This is a genomic window from Paraburkholderia sp. TE9906 (genome assembly GCF_056279605.1).
The window spans coordinates 83,157-99,735 of record NZ_JBWCCT010000002.1 but is presented as its reverse complement, the minus strand read 5'-3'; the positions used below and the strand labels follow the sequence as shown (position 1 = coordinate 99,735).

The window sequence follows — 16,579 nt, the reverse complement described above, 5'->3', positions numbered from 1 at the left end:
AAAACATCGAGTGTAACGCGCGGCAAAGCGCCGCGCGCGGCAGTCGGGCAAGCGCGCACCCGGGCGCACGGCCGCGCGCCATGCCTCGCAGTATCGCCATAGATGCGATACTGACACCAACCTGCGACCCAACAGCTTCCCTTGAATACCGTGGCGAGCCGCCAGCGCGCGGCACGCCATCACGTCCCCTTGCGCCCGATGACCGACTCCGCCGATACCGCCATTGACACTCCGTTCCCCTGCGCCCGCTTCATCAAGGAAATCGGCCGCGGCCCGAATGGCGCCCGCGCGCTGACCGCCGACGATACGCGCGCGCTCTACACCGCGATGCTCGATGGTCGCGTGGCCGAGCTCGAACTCGGCGCGGTGCTGCTCGCTTATCGCGTGAAAGGCGAAACCGCCGACGAACTCGCCGCGATGCTGGCGGGCGCGCACGCGTCGTTCGAGCCGATCCATTTGCCGCACGGCGCATTCCGGCCCGTGTCGATCCCCACCTACAACGGCGCGCGCAAACAGCCGAACCTGGTCCCGCTGCTGGCCCTGCTGCTGGCGCGCGAAGGCGTGCCGGTGCTGGTGCACGGCGTCACCGAAGATCCGGGCCGCGTAACGAGCGCGGAGATCTTCACGCATCTGCAGATCCAGCACGCGCGCTCGCATGCCGATATCGAAGACGGTCTCGCCGAGCACCGTCTCGCGTTCGCGCCGATCGACGTGCTCGCACCGAAGCTCGCGCGCCTGCTTGCGCTGCGTCGGCGCATGGGCGTGCGCAACTCGACGCACACGCTGGTGAAAATCCTGCAGCCGTTCGCGCCGGCGGGGCTGCGCCTTGTGAACTACACGCATCCGCCGTATCGCGACAGCCTCACACAGTTGTTCAACTCGCATCCGGATGCGGCCGTGGGCGGTGCGCTGCTTGCGCGCGGCACCGAAGGCGAGGCGGTGGCCGACACGCGGCGTCAGGTGCAGGTGGACTGGCTGCACGACGGCGTCTGCGAAACGCGCGTGCCGCACGAACGTTCGTCGCCCGATGCGCCGGAAGTCGACTTGCCCGAAGCGCGCGATGCCGCCACCACGGCCGCGTGGATCAGCGCCGTGCTGCGCGGCGAAGCGCCGGTGCCGAGCGCGATCGAACGGCAAGTGGAACTGATCGCGGACGTCGCGAAAACGCCGGTGTGAGGCGTTGAAAATGAAGTTGAAGCCGAGATCGACGCACGACGCGTGAGCCGCCGTCGGGCGCTCCTATGGCATGAGGAAGCGGTGGTCGCGGGTTGACACACCGCTTCATACCGTCATACATTTAGGCCCATGCGTTCCCTTCCGAACACCCTCCGAATTACTTTCGGCCGCCTCGCGCGGCCCCTATCGCTACGCCTGGCGTAAGTCAGGCGTAGCGCCGTTCGTTGGCAACCCTTGTTGCCGTCGGGCGGTCCTCCAGGCAGTTTCGCAGTTCCCGTTTCACACCCCAGCGTAGTTCTTCACAACCAGTAGTCGTTTGCATTCGTCCGTTTACCGTGCGGACGAAGCGCGAGGGTCAAATGCACGTTGCATGGGCATCATCCACGTTCGTTTTCGTCATCGTCGTGACGTTGTTCGTTCGCGCCCGTTCATTGTTGCCGCTAGCCATCGGCTGGCGGGCCGTGCATCCGTGGCAGTCCGCCAACCGCTCAATGCCACTCCCTTTCGCATACGACACAACGAACGAGGCACATCATGTTGCGCAATCCCGCTGAAAAATACCGCCCCTTCCCTCCCGTGCGCCTCACCGGCCGCAAATGGCCGAGCCGCACGATCGACCAGGCTCCCGTCTGGATGAGCACTGACCTGCGCGACGGCAACCAGGCGCTGATCGAACCGATGAACGCCGCGCAAAAGCTCGAGTTCTTCGAGATGCTGGTCGCGATCGGCTTCAAGGAGATCGAAGTCGGCTTTCCGTCGGCGTCGCAGACCGACTTCGATTTCGTGCGCAAGCTGATCGAGGAAAAGCGCATTCCTGACGACGTGACCATCGAGGTCTTCATGCCGTCGCGCGCGGACCTGATCGCCCGTACGTTCGAGGCGCTCGAAGGCGCGCCGCGCGCCATCGTGCATCTGTATAACGCGATCTGCCCATCGTTCCGGCGGATCGTCTACAACCAGTCGAAAGCCGGAATCAAGGCGCTGGCCGTGGACGGCACCCGTTTAATCAAGGAACACGCGCAGGCGCGCCCGGACACACACTGGACGTTCCAGTATTCGCCCGAAACCTTCAATACCGCCGAGCTTCCGTTTGCCCGCGAGATCTGCGATGCCGTCGCGCAAACGTGGCGGCCCACGCGCGCGCGCAAGATGATCCTCAATCTGCCGGCGAGCGTCGAAGCGGCAACGCCGAACGTCTTCGCCGACCAGATCGAATGGATGGACCGTCATCTTGCTTATCGCGACAGCATCGTGCTGTCGGTGCATCCGCATAACGATCGCGGCACCGCGGTGGCTGCGGCGGAACTGGCGCTGCTCGCAGGCGCGGACCGCGTCGAAGGATGTCTGTTCGGCAATGGCGAGCGTACGGGCAATCTCGATCTCGTCGGTCTGGCAATGAATCTCGACGCGCAGGGCATCACCACCGGCCTCGATTTCTCCGATATGTCGGCGGTGCGGCGCGTGGTCGAACGTTGCAATCAGCTTCCGGTGCATCCACGGCATCCGTATGCGGGCGATGCGGTGATGCGGGCGGCCGATGCGGCCCGCGGCCAGAGCGTCGCGGCGGATCAGGAAGGGGCAGCGAGCGCAAACGGCACGGAGGATCGTGCCGGGTCCCGCGACGAGGAGCCGCAGCGCGTCGCCGCCTGATATCTGTGCGGGAAGTATGAGAAAAGCGACGAGAACGAGCGCGTACCCCGCGCTCTCAGGCTGCCGGCGCGTTCACGAGACGCGACCGGCCTGACGAGGTGAACCCAAAAGGCTCACTCGAGCGCGCACCGTGTGGCCTGCCACGCAATCAGGCGCCATTGCCCGTCTTCCTGCGTGTGAATCGCGGTGTAGGCGATCGGAAACAGCAACGCGCCGTTATTCGCCTCCATCTCGATCAGCGCGCGGCCGGTGACGACATACGTTTCCCGTCCGGCCGGCAGCACCTCCTGCGACTGCACTTCGATCTGCCGGTAACGGCGGCGCCCTCCGGTAATCCCGTCGATGAACTGCCGCTTCGTTTCGCGTTTGCCATTCGTGTGCACATAGCTCACGTTGTCCGCGAGCAGCGTGTCGAGCGATTGTCCGTCGCCTTCGACCATCGCACGGAAGCGCTCTCGCTCCAGCCCGCGAATCGCTTCGATCATCTTTGCCGCCATTGCTCAGCCCCCACACCGGTAAGCCGAACGCGGCCTCGGTCGTCAGAAGTTATATTGCAAATATAGCTGGCTGAAATTTATACCAGGATTCGGCTCTTTGATACCGCCGTTGGAAATATGCTGGAAGCGTAGCCCGCGAGGTACGGCTGGCGGTGGCCGAACTGCACGCCGACGCCCGCCATGTCGGCAAACTGGAACGCGGTGCCGAGCGTAAGGTCCGAAGCAATCCGGGGGACTCGACAACAGCCGGATGCCCGCTGCCACTTCGACGAAAGGGCGCACCCATCCCGATATCTTGATGAAGCGAATCACCGGCGTCACGCCGATGTCGCTGTGCACGTTCCCTTCGTCGATATGCCACCAGGCCGCGTGCGCTTCGCCGATCAGCGCGAAATGCCAGTCGCCAATCCGTCACCATACAGCCCTGGCTCCCAGGCCGCGCCAAGGTCGAATTTCTTGACGTGATGATCGCCCGCGTCGACGGCGACCTGCACGCCAAACTGACCGGCGGACGCAAGATCCGGGGCCACGGAGAACAGCCCAACCATGCCGGTTTTTAGAGCCGGACCACGCAAAACATATGTTTTGGTTGTCCATCTAACACCCGAACCTACTGAGGTTAAAAATGCATAACAGTTTTGCTTATCCTAGATAGAAAGTCGATTTGGTCGATCGTATGAAAAATGCTCATTTCACGCAATCAGTCACTACTGATTCTGAAAATATCGGTCTTTTGTGAGACTAAGCAGGAAGGAACGGGCAAATTCCACGTACTGCGCAAGATGCCCCGTTGGTGTACGCTATGGCTATTAGAACGCGAATTTCAATAGGACTTTACGGAACTTGGATGCCCCTACTGCCTCTAAGTATTAGCACTCCCCAAATCAGAGTGCTAACATCCAACGCTGGAGTCGTTTACTGAATACGCTTTTGTCTGATTCCAAAGGAGTTTTCTACGTGAGCCATGCAATGACCCTTCCGAGTGTTTTGAGCCCGTCGTCGGCTAAGGCCGCTTCGGCAGGTGCACTGGCGCTCTCGCATTCCTCGCTGCTGCCCGGTCAACTGGGCAATATCGACGCCTACATCCAGGCCGTTAATCGGATTCCGATGCTGACGCCGGCGGAAGAACGCCAGTTCGCCACCGAATTTCGCGAGCAGGACAACCTGGAGTCTGCGCGCCGTCTCGTGCTGTCGCACCTGCGGCTGGTCGTATCGATCGCGCGCAACTATCTCGGTTACGGACTGCCGCACGCCGACCTGATCCAGGAAGGCAATATCGGCCTGATGAAGGCCGTGAAGCGCTTCGATCCGGAGCAGAACGTGCGCCTCGTGTCGTACGCGATGCACTGGATCAAGGCTGAGATCCACGAATACATTCTGCGCAACTGGCGGATGGTGAAGGTCGCCACCACCAAGGCGCAGCGCAAGCTGTTCTTCAACCTGCGCAGCCACAAGCAGGGGCTGGGCGCGTTCACACCGGACGAGATCGAAGGTCTCGCGAAGGAACTGAACGTGAAGCGCGAAGAAGTCTCCGAAATGGAAACGCGCTTGTCCGGCGGCGACATCGCGCTGGAAGGCCAGGTCGAGGACGGCGAAGAGTCGTATGCGCCGATCGCCTATCTGGCCGACTCGCATAGCGAACCGACTGCCGTGCTGGCTTCGCGTCAGCGCGACCGCCTGCAAAGCGACGGTATCGCCAGTGCGCTGGACGCGTTGGACGCCCGCAGCCGCCGCATCATCGAGGCACGCTGGCTGAAGGTGGAAGACGACGGTTCGGGCGGCTCGACGCTGCACGAACTGGCTGACGAGTTCGGCGTGTCCGCCGAGCGTATCCGGCAGATCGAAGCGAGCGCAATGAAGAAGATGCGCGGCGCACTGACCGAATATGCATAAGGCCTGAAGCTGTCGGCACACCGGTTCGCCCGGCGTGCGCCACCTGGCCCCGAGCCCCGCCCTCGCAAGACGGCGGGGCTTTTTTTCGCCCACGCGGCGGCGCACTCGCGCACGCCCACACCGGCTGGATGAGGTCGCCTGACGACGGCCTGCCACGATAGCTTTCTTGACGTATGACAAACCAGATAGCAATACTGGATAAACACGGCGAGTTTAGCGACTCAATGCCGCACTGCCGAATCGATGTGCGCGAGGTTCCGCTCCTAAAATCGGGATGCACTCGCCAGACCGCTCAGGCGGCCTGGATCCAGCCGGATTCACCGGTGTGAAGTCGCTTTCGACCGACTATGACCATAGCCCTCAATCGCAGTACCACTCTCCGGTCGCGCTGGCGCAAGCGGCTCGCCGGCTGGGTGCGCGGTCCAACGCTGGCGCGGGATATCGCCATCGTCCTCGCCATCAAATTCGTTCTGCTGATGGCGCTCAAATACACCTTTTTCAATCATCCGCAGGCGGAGCATATGTCGCTGCCGCCTGAACAGGTCGCGCAGGCGCTGCTGTCCGCGCCTGTCTCGCATTCGTCTCAAGGTGATCAACATGCCCGTTAGCGAAGTCGTAGAACTGTCGCGCCTCCAGTTCGCCATCACGGCGCTCTATCACTTTCTGTTCGTGCCGCTCACGCTCGGCCTCGCATGGTTGCTCGTCATCATGGAGTCCGTCTATGTGATGACCGGCAAGCAGATCTACAAAGACATGACCCAGTTTTGGGGCAAGCTGTTCGGTATTAATTTTGCGATGGGCGTCACCACGGGTCTCACGCTCGAATTCCAGTTCGGCACCAATTGGGCGTACTACTCGCATTACGTCGGTGACATTTTCGGCGTGCCGCTCGCCGTCGAAGGTCTGATGGCCTTCTTCCTCGAATCGACCTTCGTCGGCCTGTTCTTCTTCGGCTGGAAACGGCTGTCGAAGGTGCAGCATCTGATCGTCACGTTCCTCGTCGCGCTTGGCTCGAACCTGTCGGCGCTGTGGATTCTGGTGGCCAACGGCTGGATGAACAATCCGGTCGGCGCCGTCTTCAACTACCAGACCATGCGCATGGAACTCGACAGCATCGGCTCCGTCCTGTTCAACCCGGTCGCGCAGGTGAAGTTCGTGCATACCGTCTCGGCCGGGTATGTGACCGCGGCGATGTTCGTGCTCGGCGTGTCGTCGTGGTATCTGCTGAAGCGCCGCGATACCGAATTCGCGCTGCGCTCGTTCGCAATCGCCGCGGGCTTCGGTCTCGCGTCGACGTTGTGCGTGATCGTGCTCGGCGACGAATCGGGCTACCGCACCGGCGAAGTTCAGCAGGTGAAGCTGGCCGCGATCGAATCCGAATGGGAAACCGCACCCGCACCGGCCCCGTTCACGATCTTCGGCATTCCGAACCAGGCGGAGCAGCGCACGGACTACGCGATTCGGGTTCCGTACGCGCTCGGCATCATCGCCACACGCTCGATCAGCGAGCCGGTGGTGGGTCTGAGAGACCTGATCGCACGCAACGAAGGGCGCATCAAGAACGGCATGCTGGCCTACGCCGCGCTGCAGAAGTTGAAGCAAGGCGACGCAACCGACGAAGCCCACGCCGCCTTCGAACTCCACAAGCAGGATCTCGGCTACGGCCTGCTGCTCAAGCCGTTCACGGCGAACGTGACCGACGCCACACCGGATCAGATCGCCCAGGCGGCCAAAAGAACGATTCCGCCGGTCGCACCGCTGTTCTTCTCGTTCCGCCTGATGGTCGGCCTCGGCCTGCTGTTCCTCGCGACCTTCATCCTGGCGTTCTGGTTCTGCGCGCAACGTACGCTGCTGCTGGAAAAGCGCCGCTGGTTCCTGCGCTGGGCCGTGTGGGCGATTCCGCTGCCGTGGCTCGCAGCCGAATTCGGCTGGATCGTCGCGGAAGTGGGCCGTCAACCGTGGAGCATCGCCGGCATCCTGCCGACCAGCCTCGCCGCATCGAGCCTGACGCCGCGCGACCTGTACCTGAGTATCGCCGGCTTCGTGCTGTTCTACACCGTGCTGTTCATCATCGAGATCATGCTGATGTTCAAGTACGCGCGGCTCGGCCCTTCGTCGTTGCATACGGGCCGCTATCACCACGAAGTGAAAGAGCCGCTCGACCAGCCGCTGTCGGCCAACCCGGCTGCATGATTCACCGCCACTCTGTTCCAAGGGAAAGTTCATCATGGATTACGCAACCCTCAAACTGATCTGGTGGGTATTGATCGGCGTGCTGCTGATCGGCTTCGCGCTCACTGACGGCTTCGACATGGGCGCGGCGATTCTGCTGCCGTTCATCGGCAAGACCGACGCCGAGCGGCGCATCGTCGTGAACACGGTCGGCGCGACGTGGGAAGGCAACCAGGTGTGGTTCGTCACGGCAGGCGGCGCGATGTTCGCGGCGTGGCCGCTGGCTTACGCGGCGTCGTTCTCCGGCTTCTACTTCGCGATGCTGCTGGTGTTGTTCGCGCTGTTCTTCCGGCCGGTCGGGTTCGACTACCGCAGCAAACGTGAAGACCCGCGCTGGCGCGCCGCGTGGGACTGGGGACTCTTTATCGGCGGCTTCGTGCCGGCGCTGGTGTTCGGCGTCGCGTTCGGCAACCTGCTGCAAGGCGCGCCGTTCTCGTTCGATACCGACCTGCGTGTCACCTATCACGGCGGCTTCTTCGGTCTGCTCAACCCGTTCGCGCTGCTGTGCGGCCTCGTGAGCGTCGCGATGCTGGCTGCGCACGGCGCCGCCTTCGTGAAGCTGAAGTCGGATGGTGTGATCGCCGCGCGCGCGTCGCTGGCGCTGCGCATCGCAGCGGCGAGCGGCGTGGTGCTGTTCCTGGTGGCCGGCGCGCTGGTCGCCACGATGATCCCCGGCTATCAGATCGTCGACGCCCCGCCTCTCGACGCGGTCGCCAATCCGTTGATGAAGACCGTGATCAGCGCGCCCGGCCTGTGGCTCTCCAATTACGCACTTTATCCGTGGACGGTGATCGCGCCCGTGGCCGCTCTGGTCGGCGGCTTGCTGGCCGCGGCGCTTGCGCGCTCACGCTTCGAGAAGAGCGCGTTTCTGTCGACCGGGCTGATGATCATCGGCGTGATCCTGACGGCAGGCTTCTCGATGTTCCCGTTCATCATGCCCTCTTCGCTCGACGGCCGCAGCAGCCTGACCATGTGGGACTCGACTTCGAGCCGCCTGACGCTGGAGATCATGCTGTTCGCCGTGATCATCTTCCTGCCGATCATCCTGCTGTACACGAGCTGGGTGTATCGCGTGCTGCGCGGCAAGGTGACCGCCGCGGCGCTCAAAGAGAATCACCATACGATGTATTGAACGGCACTACGCTTAACAGGAGTTCATGATGTGGTATTTCAGCTGGCTGCTCGGTATCGGTGTCGCGTTGGCGTTTGGCATCATCAATGTGATGTGGCTCGAATCGCGCAGGCCGTCGGAAGCGGCAAAAATCAAAGCGCACTGATGCAGTACGAACCGGCCTCGAGCCGGTAAACGTAAAAGCGGCACCTTGAAGCAAGGTGCCGCTTTTTTGTTGCTGGCTTATTGCCGCCTCATGATCGCTTTACCGCCGTATCAATGAATGCGCGGCATGGCAGGCCACTTCGTTAGCACCCTGCACGCTTTACGCGGGCAACGGCGTTGCGCCGCCGCTTTCCGACATCCGCGTCGCCAGCCTCGCGGCATAGCGCTGCGCCGCTTCGCCGACGACGATGTGGAACGTGTCGCCGGAGACCCATGCGGTGTCGAGCGAGGCCAGACGCTGACGATCGACCGCCGACGGATCGCGCACGACGATACGCAGACGCGTCGACGCCACCGCATCCAGCGACACCACGTTGCCCGCGCCGCCGAACACGGCGAGCCAGCGCAGCGGGTCCGGGTCGAGCGGGCCGCCCGTCGCACCCGTAGTAGCAGCAGCCGGCGCGCTCGCGGCGCTCGCAACGACAGCGGCCGGAACAGCAGCCGCCACCGGCGCCACCGCCTCGCCCCCACCCTGCGCGATCACCGCACGCATTTCATCCGCGATGATGTCCGCTTCCGGTCCGATGATCACCTGCACATTGGTCGAGCCGCGCTTGAGCACGCCACGCGCGCCGATCGTCTTCAGTTCGCTTTCGGAGACCTTGTTCGCATCGACCACCGACAGACGCAGACGCGTCGTGCACGCATCCACCACCGACAGATTCGACGCGCCGCCGAGCGCGGCGATATAGCGTTGCGCGCGCGGCACGGCCGCACCGGCTGCCGGCGAAACGAAACCGCCCGCCGCGAACGACTCGGCCTGCTCATCGGCGGCTGCGGGTTCGCGGCCCGGCGTCGCCATGTTGAACTTGCGGATGAAGAAGCGGAACAGCCCGTAGTACGCGACCGAATACACGAGGCCGATCGGAATCGCCCACCAGCCCTTGGTCGACAGGCCGAAGTTCAGCACGTAGTCGATGAAACCCGCGGAGAACGTGAAACCGAGGTGAATGCCGAGCGCCGAACAGACCGCGAGCGACAGACCGGTCAACAGCGCGTGGATCACGTACAGCACCGGCGCGAGGAACATGAAGCTGAATTCGATCGGCTCGGTCACGCCCGTCAGGAACGAGGTCAATGCCATCGAGAACAGCAGGCCGCCGACCACCGCGCGGCGCTCCTTCGGCGCTTCATGGAACATGGCGAGACACGCGGCCGGCAGGCCGAACATCATCACCGGGAAGAAGCCGGTCATGAAGGTGCCCGCGGTCGGGTCGCCCGCGAAGAAGCGATGCAGGTCGCCCGTCACCGCTACGCCGCCCGGCGGCGTGAAGGTGCCGAACACGAACCACGTCAGCGAGTTGAGGATGTGATGCAAGCCCGTGACGAGCAGCAGCCGGTTCAGCACACCGAACACGAATGCGCCGAGCGCGCCCGCGGTGGTCAGCCAGTGGCCGGCCGTATCGATCACGGCCTGCACCGGCTGCCATACGTAGCCGAACGCTATGCCGAGCCCGAGACAGACCACCCCCGTGGCAATCGGCACGAAGCGTTTCCCTCCGAAGAACGCGAGGTAGTCGGGCAGCTTGATGTCTTTGTATTTGTTGTACAGCAAGCCCGCGACGATACCCGCCACGATCCCCGACAACACGCCCATGTTGAGCTTGTCGTTGATGTCCTTCATCACCGCGATCTGCACCAGATAGCCGATCGCCCCCGCAAGCCCCGCGACACCGTTGTTGTCTTTCGCGAAACCGACCGCCACGCCGATCGCGAACAGCAGCGGCAGGTTGTCGAAGATCGCGCCGCCGGCGTCGGCGATCATCTTGATGTTGAACACATCGGGCTGGCCGAGGCGCAGCAGCAGGCCGGCAACCGGCAGCACCGCGATAGGCAGCATCAGCGCGCGTCCCAGGCGCTGAATCTTCAGAAACGGATTCCCATCCATTGATATCTCCAATCCTTGTCTCGTGGTCGAACGTCGTCGTTGAGTTTTTGTAGCTATACGAAGTAACTGTGCGAAGCTGGTTGCGGACTGTGTGCGGTTCAGTCCAGAGGCCAGGTTTCGCGGCTTGCTGCTCTTACCGCCTGCGCCGATTTGAGCGCGAGAGCATCCTGAGCGCGTTGACGGCACAGCTGATAATCGAGGTTGCGCACCCGCGCCTTGATGCCCGGCACCGACACCGGGTCAACCGACAGCTCGGTCACGCCGAGGCCGATGAGCAGCGGCATCGCGAGCGGATCGCCCGCCAGCGCACCGCACACGCCGACCCATTTGCCATACCTGTCCGCGCCTTGCACGGCGGCCGCGATCAGGCGCAGCACCGCCGGGTGCAAGCCGTCGGCTTGCGCGGCGAGATCGGCCTGGCAACGGTCCATCGCGAGGGTGTATTGCGTGAGATCGTTGGTGCCGATCGACAGAAAGTCCGCGTGTTGCGCGAGTTGATCGGCCAGCAGCGCCGCCGACGGCACTTCGATCATCACGCCGACTTCGATCGGCTCCGTGCGGCCCGCTTCGCTCGCCAGTTCGTCGATACGCTTGCGGATGCGGATCAGCTCACCGACATCGGTGACCATCGGCAACAGGATGCGCACCGCGCCGAGCGGCTGCACCGCGAGCAAGCCGCGCAACTGATCGTCGAGCAGATCCGGGCGCACCTGAGCGAGGCGAATGCCGCGCAGGCCGAGCGCCGGATTCGGTTCGGGCGGCAGCGTGAGGTAGTCCACTTCCTTATCCGCGCCGACATCCAGCGTGCGGATGATCGCGGTGCGGCCGCTCAATGCGTCGACGATTCCCTGGTAGCTCTGACGATGTTCGTCGGTGGTCGGCGCAGCCGCGCGATGGATGAACAGCAGCTCGGTGCGCAGCAGGCCCACTGCATCGGCGCCGTTGTCGACGGCGGCTTTCGCGTCGTCGAGCGTGGCGATGTTCGCGGCCACTTCGATCGCACGGCCGTCGGAGGTCACCGCGGCCTGCTGCGACGTGCGGCGATTCGCTTCGCGCACGTCGGCAAGACGGCTGCGCTCACGGCGAGCCTGCTCGACGTCGAGTTCGGTCGGCGCGAATTCGAGGCGGCCGGTGCTGGCGTTCACCACCACTTGCGTGCCTGGCGGAATCGCATGCAGCGCGTCGCCGACCGCGACCAGCGCGGGAATGCCCGCCTGGCGCGCGAGAATCGCCGCGTGCGAGGTCGCGCCGCCGCGCGCCATCACCAGCGCGGTGACGCGCGAGCGATCCAGCGACGACAGATCGGACGGCGTGAACTCTTCCGCCGCGAGCACGGCTTCTTCCGGCAATGTGCGCGCCGCGGCATTCGTATAACCGAGCGCGCGTAGCACGCGCTTGTCGATGTCGCGCAGATCGGCGGCTCGTTCCGCGAGCAACGCGTCTTCCACATTACTTAGGATGCCGATCTGTGCGCGAATCGTCTCGCGCCATGCAAAGCCGGCGCTCTTGCCGAGACTGATCAGATCGCGCGCGGCATCGAGCAGCGTGGGGTCTTCGAGCAGCACGCGATGCACCGCGAAAATACCCGCCTCGCCGTGCGCGCCGCGTTGCGACGCGTCGCGCACCGTCGTGTCGAGATCGGTGTCGACAGTGGCGATCGCTTTGTCGAGCAAACGGCTTTCAGCCGCGGACGTGCCGCTCGCCTGCTCCGGCGGATCGATGTCCGCATCGTCCCAACGCACCAGCTTGCCGACCGCAATGCCGGGCGCCGCGCAGACACCGGCGAGCGTATTCGGCGCGAGCGCTTCGCCCGCCGCACGCGGCACCGTCTGCGGCGCAGGCGAACTTTGCCGCGCCGGTTTCTCTTCGACTTCACCGTGCGCTTCGCGCGTCAGCTCATGAGCGATCGCGTCGACTGCGGCTTGCGCTTGCGGACCGACGCCGAGCAATTCGACGCTCGCGCCCTCACCCGCGCCAAGACCGAGCAGACCGACCACGCTTTCGATCGCCGCTTTACGCCCTTCGTATCGCACTTCGACACGCGCATCGAAACCGCGCGCCGCTTCGCGCGCGCGCGCCGCGGGACGCGCATGCAGACCGCCTGCGTGAACCAGCGTGACCTGACGGCGCGCTTCCTCCATCACCTTCGTCGCGCTGTGCTGGCGCGACGCGTCGGCTGCCGCGCCATCGCGGGCACGCAGCATGAGCAGCGGCGTTTCGCCCGCCTTCAGCACACCGCCTTGCGCACGCTCGACGATCTCGAACGCATCCGAATTGGCGATCGCGATCACCGACACGAGGCTCGGCGCATTCAATGCGACCTGATCCTGATCGAACTCGATCAGCACGTCGCCGGCACGGACGTGCGCGCCCTGCTCGACCATCGGTGCAAAGCCTTTGCCGTTCAGCTCGACCGTGTCGATACCGATGTGTAGCAAGATCTCGGCGCCTTCGGCGGTGGCCAGCGTGAGCGCATGACCGGTGCGCGCGAGATGGGTAACGGTGCCGTCGCACGGCGCGACCAGTCGCCCCTCCAAAGGATCGATGCCGATGCCATCACCGAACATGCCGCCCGAAAACACCGGGTCGGGCACCTGCGCGAGCGGCACGACCGGACCGGTCAGCGGCGCGAGCAAAACAATATGGCCTTCAGAATGGCTCTTCAAGCGGGACTCCTCGACACGTCGCATCTGATGTCTCGTCAGTGAGTTTCGGTGACTTTGTTGAGATGGCGCGGCGCATCGGGATTGCGCCCGCGCGCGGCGGCAAGGCCGGCGGCCATCACGTAAAAGGACAGGATGGCGGCGATCGGGTCGAGCGCCGCGTGAGCGGTGGCGGCCAGCGGCAAGGTGGCATCGGGCACGTCGTCCGGTGCGGCGAGCAGCACGCGCGCGCCGCGCGCGCGCATGTCGTGCGCGAGTTGCAACAAGCCGGCTTGCTCGGGACCGCGCGGAGCGAACACCAGCAGCGGGTAATCGCGGTCGATCAGTTCCATCGGACCGTGACGCACTTCCGCACTCGAAAACGCTTCGGCCTGAATGCCGGAGGTTTCCTTCAGCTTCAGCGCGGCTTCCTGCGCGATCGCGAGACCCAGACCCCGGCCGATCACGATCATGCGCTCGATGCCGCGCAGCTCATCCACGGCCTTCGACCAGTCGAGCTTGCCTGCGGTCTGCAAAGCGTCGGGCAGCGTGTTCAGCGCGCCGAGCAATTCGGCATCCTTCTGCCAGTGCGCGACCAGTTGCGCGGAAATCGACAGCATCGCGATATAGCTTTTGGTGGCCGCGACGCTCAGTTCAGGACCGGCGACAAGCGGCAGTTGCCATTCGCACGCATCGGCCAAGGGTGAACTCGGCGCATTCACGGCGGCAACCGTCAATGCGCCCGCCTGACGCAATGCCTGCATCGTGCCGACCAGGTCCGGGCTCTTGCCCGATTGCGAGAACGCCAGCGCGAGCTGGTCGCGCACCTGCAGCGGCGCTTGCTGGAGGGTCGCGACCGACATCGGCAGCGATGCGACCGGCACGCCGAGGCGGCTCATCGTCAGCGATGCGAAGTAACTCGCCGCATGGTCCGAGCTGCCGCGTGCGACCGTCAGCGCGACGTGGCGCGGCTGTTGCGCCAGCGTCGCGGCGAGCGCCGCGACGCGCGAGGTGTCCGTGAGTTGCGCGGCGACCGTTTCAGCGGACGCCAGCGCCTCTTTAAGCATATTCGACAATTGCTTCTCCTTCGACGTAGGTCGCGGTCAACGCCAGTTCACGATCGAACACGACCACATCGGCCCAAGCGCCGCGCGCGATACGGCCGCGGTCCTCGATGCCGAGATAGTCGGCGGCATAGCGCGACAAACGGTTTGATACATCGGCGATCGGCAGGCCAATCGATACGAGATTGCGCAGCGCCTGATCCATCGTCAGGGTGCTGCCGGCGAGCGTGCCGTCGGCGAGACGTACGCCGCCCAGGCACTTCGTCACGTGCTGGCTGCCGAGGCGGTATTCGCCATCGGGCATGCCGGTGGCCGACGTGCTGTCCGTCACCACGTACAGGCGCGGAATCGCGCGCAACGCGGCGCGGATCGCGCCCGGATGGACGTGCAGCAGGTCGGGAATGATTTCGGCGAACTCGGCGTGCGCGAGCGCCGCGCCCACCAGCCCAGGATTGCGGTGATGCAGCGGCGACATCGCGTTGAACAGGTGTGTGAAGCCGCACGCGCCGTGCTTGAGCGCGGCGACGGCGTCGTCGTAGGTGCCGAGCGAATGGCCGAGCTGCACGCGCACGCCGCGCGCCGCCATCGCCGAGATGATCTCCATATGGCCGGCGATTTCGGGCGCCAGCGTAACCACGCGGATCGGCGCGATCGACAGATACTTCAGCACTTCGTCCATCACCGCCGAGACCGCCGCGTCCGGCTGCGCGCCGAGCTTGCCGGGGTTGATGTACGGCCCTTCCAGATGCACGCCGAGCACGCGCGCGCCGCCCGGCGTGCGCACCTTCGCGTTGTTGCCCAGGCCGGCGACCACGTTCATCAGTTCGTCGCGCGGCGCGGTCATCGTGGTGGCGAGCAGGCTCGTCGTGCCGTAGCGCGCATGCGTGCGGGAGATCACTTCGATCGCGTCGCCGGCTTCCATCACGTCGGAACCGCCGCCGCCGTGCACGTGCAGATCGATGAAGCCCGGCAGGATGTACGGCGCGTCGTTCGTCGACGGATCGACGCGCTCGCCGGTGAGCGCCGTGATGCGGCCGTTTTCGTATTCGAGCGTGCCGTGAATCCACCCATCGGTGGTGAGTATGTTTCCGGTCAGCATGAGTCTTCCTGGTGAGGCGTGATACGGGTGTGGCCGACTTGCGCTCGCCGGCGCCGCGTCTGACGGCCGGCCACGCGGACCGCCCGGCGGCGCAACCGGCTGCGGCAAGTCAGACGCGCAACTCACGTGCGCAATTCGGCGACGAAGTCGTAGTAGTCGTCGCGGCAATAGGTATCGGTCAGTTCAATCGCGCGCTGGTCCGCGCTATAGCCGATACGGGTAATGACCAGCAGCGCCGTGCGCGGTTCGATGTCCATCAACGAAGCGATCTCGCTCGACGCGTTGACCGCCCGGAAGTGCTGCAACGCGCGCACGACCGCCGCGCCACGCTGCTCCAGATAGCTGTATAGCGATACGCCGATGGCCTGCGGGTCGGGCACGATCGACGCCGGCAGCGCCGAATGCTCGACCGCCATCACGATGCCGTCCGCGCGCCTCAGCCGCCGCAGACTCGCGACCGCCGCGCCGGGCGACAGTCCGAGGTGCACCAGCTCGTCGCGGTTGGCGGCGCGGATATCGCGCTCGAGCCACACCGAATCCGGCCGGAAACCGCGCTGCTGCATCTTCTTCGTGAAACCGGTGAGGCGCGACAGCGGGTCTTCGACACGCGGCGTGATGAAGCTGCCCGCGCCGCGTGCGCGCCGGATCAGACCTTGTTCGACCAGCAGCTCGATCGCCTTGCGCGCCGTGATGCGCGACACGCCGATCGCATCCGACAGCGTGCGCTCCGACGGCAGCGCCTCGCCCGCGGACCACACGCCGCAATGGATCGCCGTCGCCAGATTGCGCGCGAGCTGCAAATAGAGCGGCGTGACGTTGCGGGCGTCAGGCATCAGTGCGGACCAGCGAGTTTCCATGGGACTCCGGCGGCCGTCACGAACAGATAGGCCTACGAAAAGTGAGAGCCCATTATATAACCAACATAATACCAGTCAACCAACTGGTTCCATGCTGGTATAAATGGCCGCAAAGCCTTGCCAGGTAAGGCACACACAGGTCTTGAAAGGCGGCGGAGAGGATGTGTCGATGACCAGGATTTACCCGCACTCGTCCCATCAGAAGGGGTTTTCGTGGTCTTAGCCAGCTGCTATTTCAGCCGAAG

General features: G+C 64.4%; 13 protein-coding genes and 1 pseudogene. 7 read left to right on the top strand and 7 right to left on the bottom strand.

Translation table 11 applies throughout. The features are described from left to right. Positions 1–198: 198 nt before the first annotated feature. Positions 199–1,176: a DNA-binding protein YbiB gene (gene ybiB / locus ACZ9H4_RS04395; RefSeq protein WP_408145647.1), complete on the top strand. Its 978-nt coding sequence runs from the start codon at positions 199–201 to the stop codon at positions 1,174–1,176. 534 nt (positions 1,177–1,710) lie between these two features. Further along, positions 1,711–2,736, top strand: a pseudogene (locus ACZ9H4_RS04390) (2-isopropylmalate synthase); the annotation flags it as partial. Between the two features lie 203 nt (positions 2,737–2,939). Here ACZ9H4_RS04390 and ACZ9H4_RS04385 read toward each other — a convergent pair. Together ACZ9H4_RS04385 and ACZ9H4_RS04380 are read right to left on the bottom strand one after the other, a co-directional pair. After that, positions 2,940–3,323: a nuclear transport factor 2 family protein gene (locus ACZ9H4_RS04385; protein WP_168666095.1), complete on the bottom strand. Its 384-nt coding sequence runs from the start codon at positions 3,321–3,323 to the stop codon at positions 2,940–2,942. A 42-nt stretch (positions 3,324–3,365) separates the two neighbouring features. Next, entirely contained in the window at positions 3,366–3,677 is a 312-nt protein-coding gene (locus ACZ9H4_RS04380; protein WP_476118646.1) for an acyloxyacyl hydrolase, read from the bottom strand. A 603-nt stretch (positions 3,678–4,280) separates the two neighbouring features. Between ACZ9H4_RS04380 and rpoH the strand changes: the two genes are divergently transcribed. The 5 genes from rpoH (at position 4,281) to cydX (ending at position 8,725) form a co-directional block, all read left to right on the top strand. Next, a complete protein-coding gene (gene rpoH / locus ACZ9H4_RS04375) occupies positions 4,281–5,216 on the top strand; it encodes an RNA polymerase sigma factor RpoH (protein ID WP_408145645.1) in 936 nt (311 codons plus the stop codon). Positions 5,217–5,563: 347 nt separating this feature from the next. Next, positions 5,564–5,824: a cytochrome oxidase putative small subunit CydP gene (gene cydP / locus ACZ9H4_RS04370; RefSeq protein ID WP_408145643.1), complete on the top strand. Its 261-nt coding sequence runs from the start codon at positions 5,564–5,566 to the stop codon at positions 5,822–5,824. Further along, positions 5,814–7,409 carry a cytochrome ubiquinol oxidase subunit I gene (locus ACZ9H4_RS04365; protein WP_408156103.1) on the top strand — a complete coding sequence of 532 codons (1,596 nt, stop codon included), beginning with the start codon at positions 5,814–5,816 and terminating at the stop codon, positions 7,407–7,409. Before cydP ends, ACZ9H4_RS04365 begins: the two co-directional genes overlap by 11 nt. A gap of 34 nt (positions 7,410–7,443) precedes the next feature. Beyond that, complete coding sequence (gene cydB, locus ACZ9H4_RS04360) at positions 7,444–8,580, top strand: cytochrome d ubiquinol oxidase subunit II (protein WP_408145639.1); 1,137 nt, start codon at positions 7,444–7,446, stop codon at positions 8,578–8,580. A 28-nt stretch (positions 8,581–8,608) separates the two neighbouring features. Continuing rightward, positions 8,609–8,725 (top strand): cytochrome bd-I oxidase subunit CydX, encoded by a 117-nt coding sequence (gene cydX, locus ACZ9H4_RS04355; RefSeq protein WP_408145758.1) that lies wholly within the window; start codon positions 8,609–8,611, stop codon positions 8,723–8,725. Between the two features lie 159 nt (positions 8,726–8,884). Here the strand turns inward: cydX and nagE are convergent, their stop codons facing one another. The 5 genes from nagE to ACZ9H4_RS04330 form a co-directional block, all read right to left on the bottom strand. After that, the gene (gene nagE / locus ACZ9H4_RS04350; RefSeq protein WP_476118331.1) at positions 8,885–10,672 is read right to left on the bottom strand and encodes an N-acetylglucosamine-specific PTS transporter subunit IIBC; all 1,788 of its coding nucleotides are present in this window, start codon (positions 10,670–10,672) and stop codon (positions 8,885–8,887) included. 98 nt (positions 10,673–10,770) lie between these two features. Further along, entirely contained in the window at positions 10,771–13,362 is a 2,592-nt protein-coding gene (gene ptsP / locus ACZ9H4_RS04345; RefSeq protein WP_476118330.1) for a phosphoenolpyruvate--protein phosphotransferase, read from the bottom strand. Between the two features lie 11 nt (positions 13,363–13,373). Beyond that, a complete protein-coding gene (locus ACZ9H4_RS04340; protein ID WP_476118645.1) occupies positions 13,374–14,381 on the bottom strand; it encodes an SIS domain-containing protein in 1,008 nt (335 codons plus the stop codon). Then, on the bottom strand, positions 14,374–15,477 hold the full coding sequence (nagA, locus tag ACZ9H4_RS04335; RefSeq protein WP_408145633.1) for an N-acetylglucosamine-6-phosphate deacetylase: 1,104 nt from the start codon (positions 15,475–15,477) through the stop codon (positions 14,374–14,376). The genes ACZ9H4_RS04340 and nagA overlap by 8 nt, the downstream gene beginning before the upstream one ends. A gap of 122 nt (positions 15,478–15,599) precedes the next feature. After that, positions 15,600–16,334 (bottom strand): GntR family transcriptional regulator, encoded by a 735-nt coding sequence (locus tag ACZ9H4_RS04330; protein WP_042328750.1) that lies wholly within the window; start codon positions 16,332–16,334, stop codon positions 15,600–15,602. Positions 16,335–16,579 lie beyond the last annotated feature (245 nt).

Coding starts and splice junctions, on each gene's coding strand:
- ACZ9H4_RS04330 (WP_042328750.1), bottom strand. CDS start 16,334: ATGGAAACTCGCTGGTCCGCACTGATGCCTGACGCCCGCAACGTCACG.
- ACZ9H4_RS04340 (WP_476118645.1), bottom strand. CDS start 14,381: ATGCTTAAAGAGGCGCTGGCGTCCGCTGAAACGGTCGCCGCGCAACTC.
- nagA (WP_408145633.1), bottom strand. CDS start 15,477: ATGCTGACCGGAAACATACTCACCACCGATGGGTGGATTCACGGCACG.
- ACZ9H4_RS04365 (WP_408156103.1), top strand. CDS start 5,814: ATGCCCGTTAGCGAAGTCGTAGAACTGTCGCGCCTCCAGTTCGCCATC.
- ptsP (WP_476118330.1), bottom strand. CDS start 13,362: ATGCGACGTGTCGAGGAGTCCCGCTTGAAGAGCCATTCTGAAGGCCAT.
- cydX (WP_408145758.1), top strand. CDS start 8,609: ATGTGGTATTTCAGCTGGCTGCTCGGTATCGGTGTCGCGTTGGCGTTT.
- ACZ9H4_RS04385 (WP_168666095.1), bottom strand. CDS start 3,323: ATGGCGGCAAAGATGATCGAAGCGATTCGCGGGCTGGAGCGAGAGCGC.
- cydB (WP_408145639.1), top strand. CDS start 7,444: ATGGATTACGCAACCCTCAAACTGATCTGGTGGGTATTGATCGGCGTG.
- ybiB (WP_408145647.1), top strand. CDS start 199: ATGACCGACTCCGCCGATACCGCCATTGACACTCCGTTCCCCTGCGCC.
- cydP (WP_408145643.1), top strand. CDS start 5,564: ATGACCATAGCCCTCAATCGCAGTACCACTCTCCGGTCGCGCTGGCGC.
- nagE (WP_476118331.1), bottom strand. CDS start 10,672: ATGGATGGGAATCCGTTTCTGAAGATTCAGCGCCTGGGACGCGCGCTG.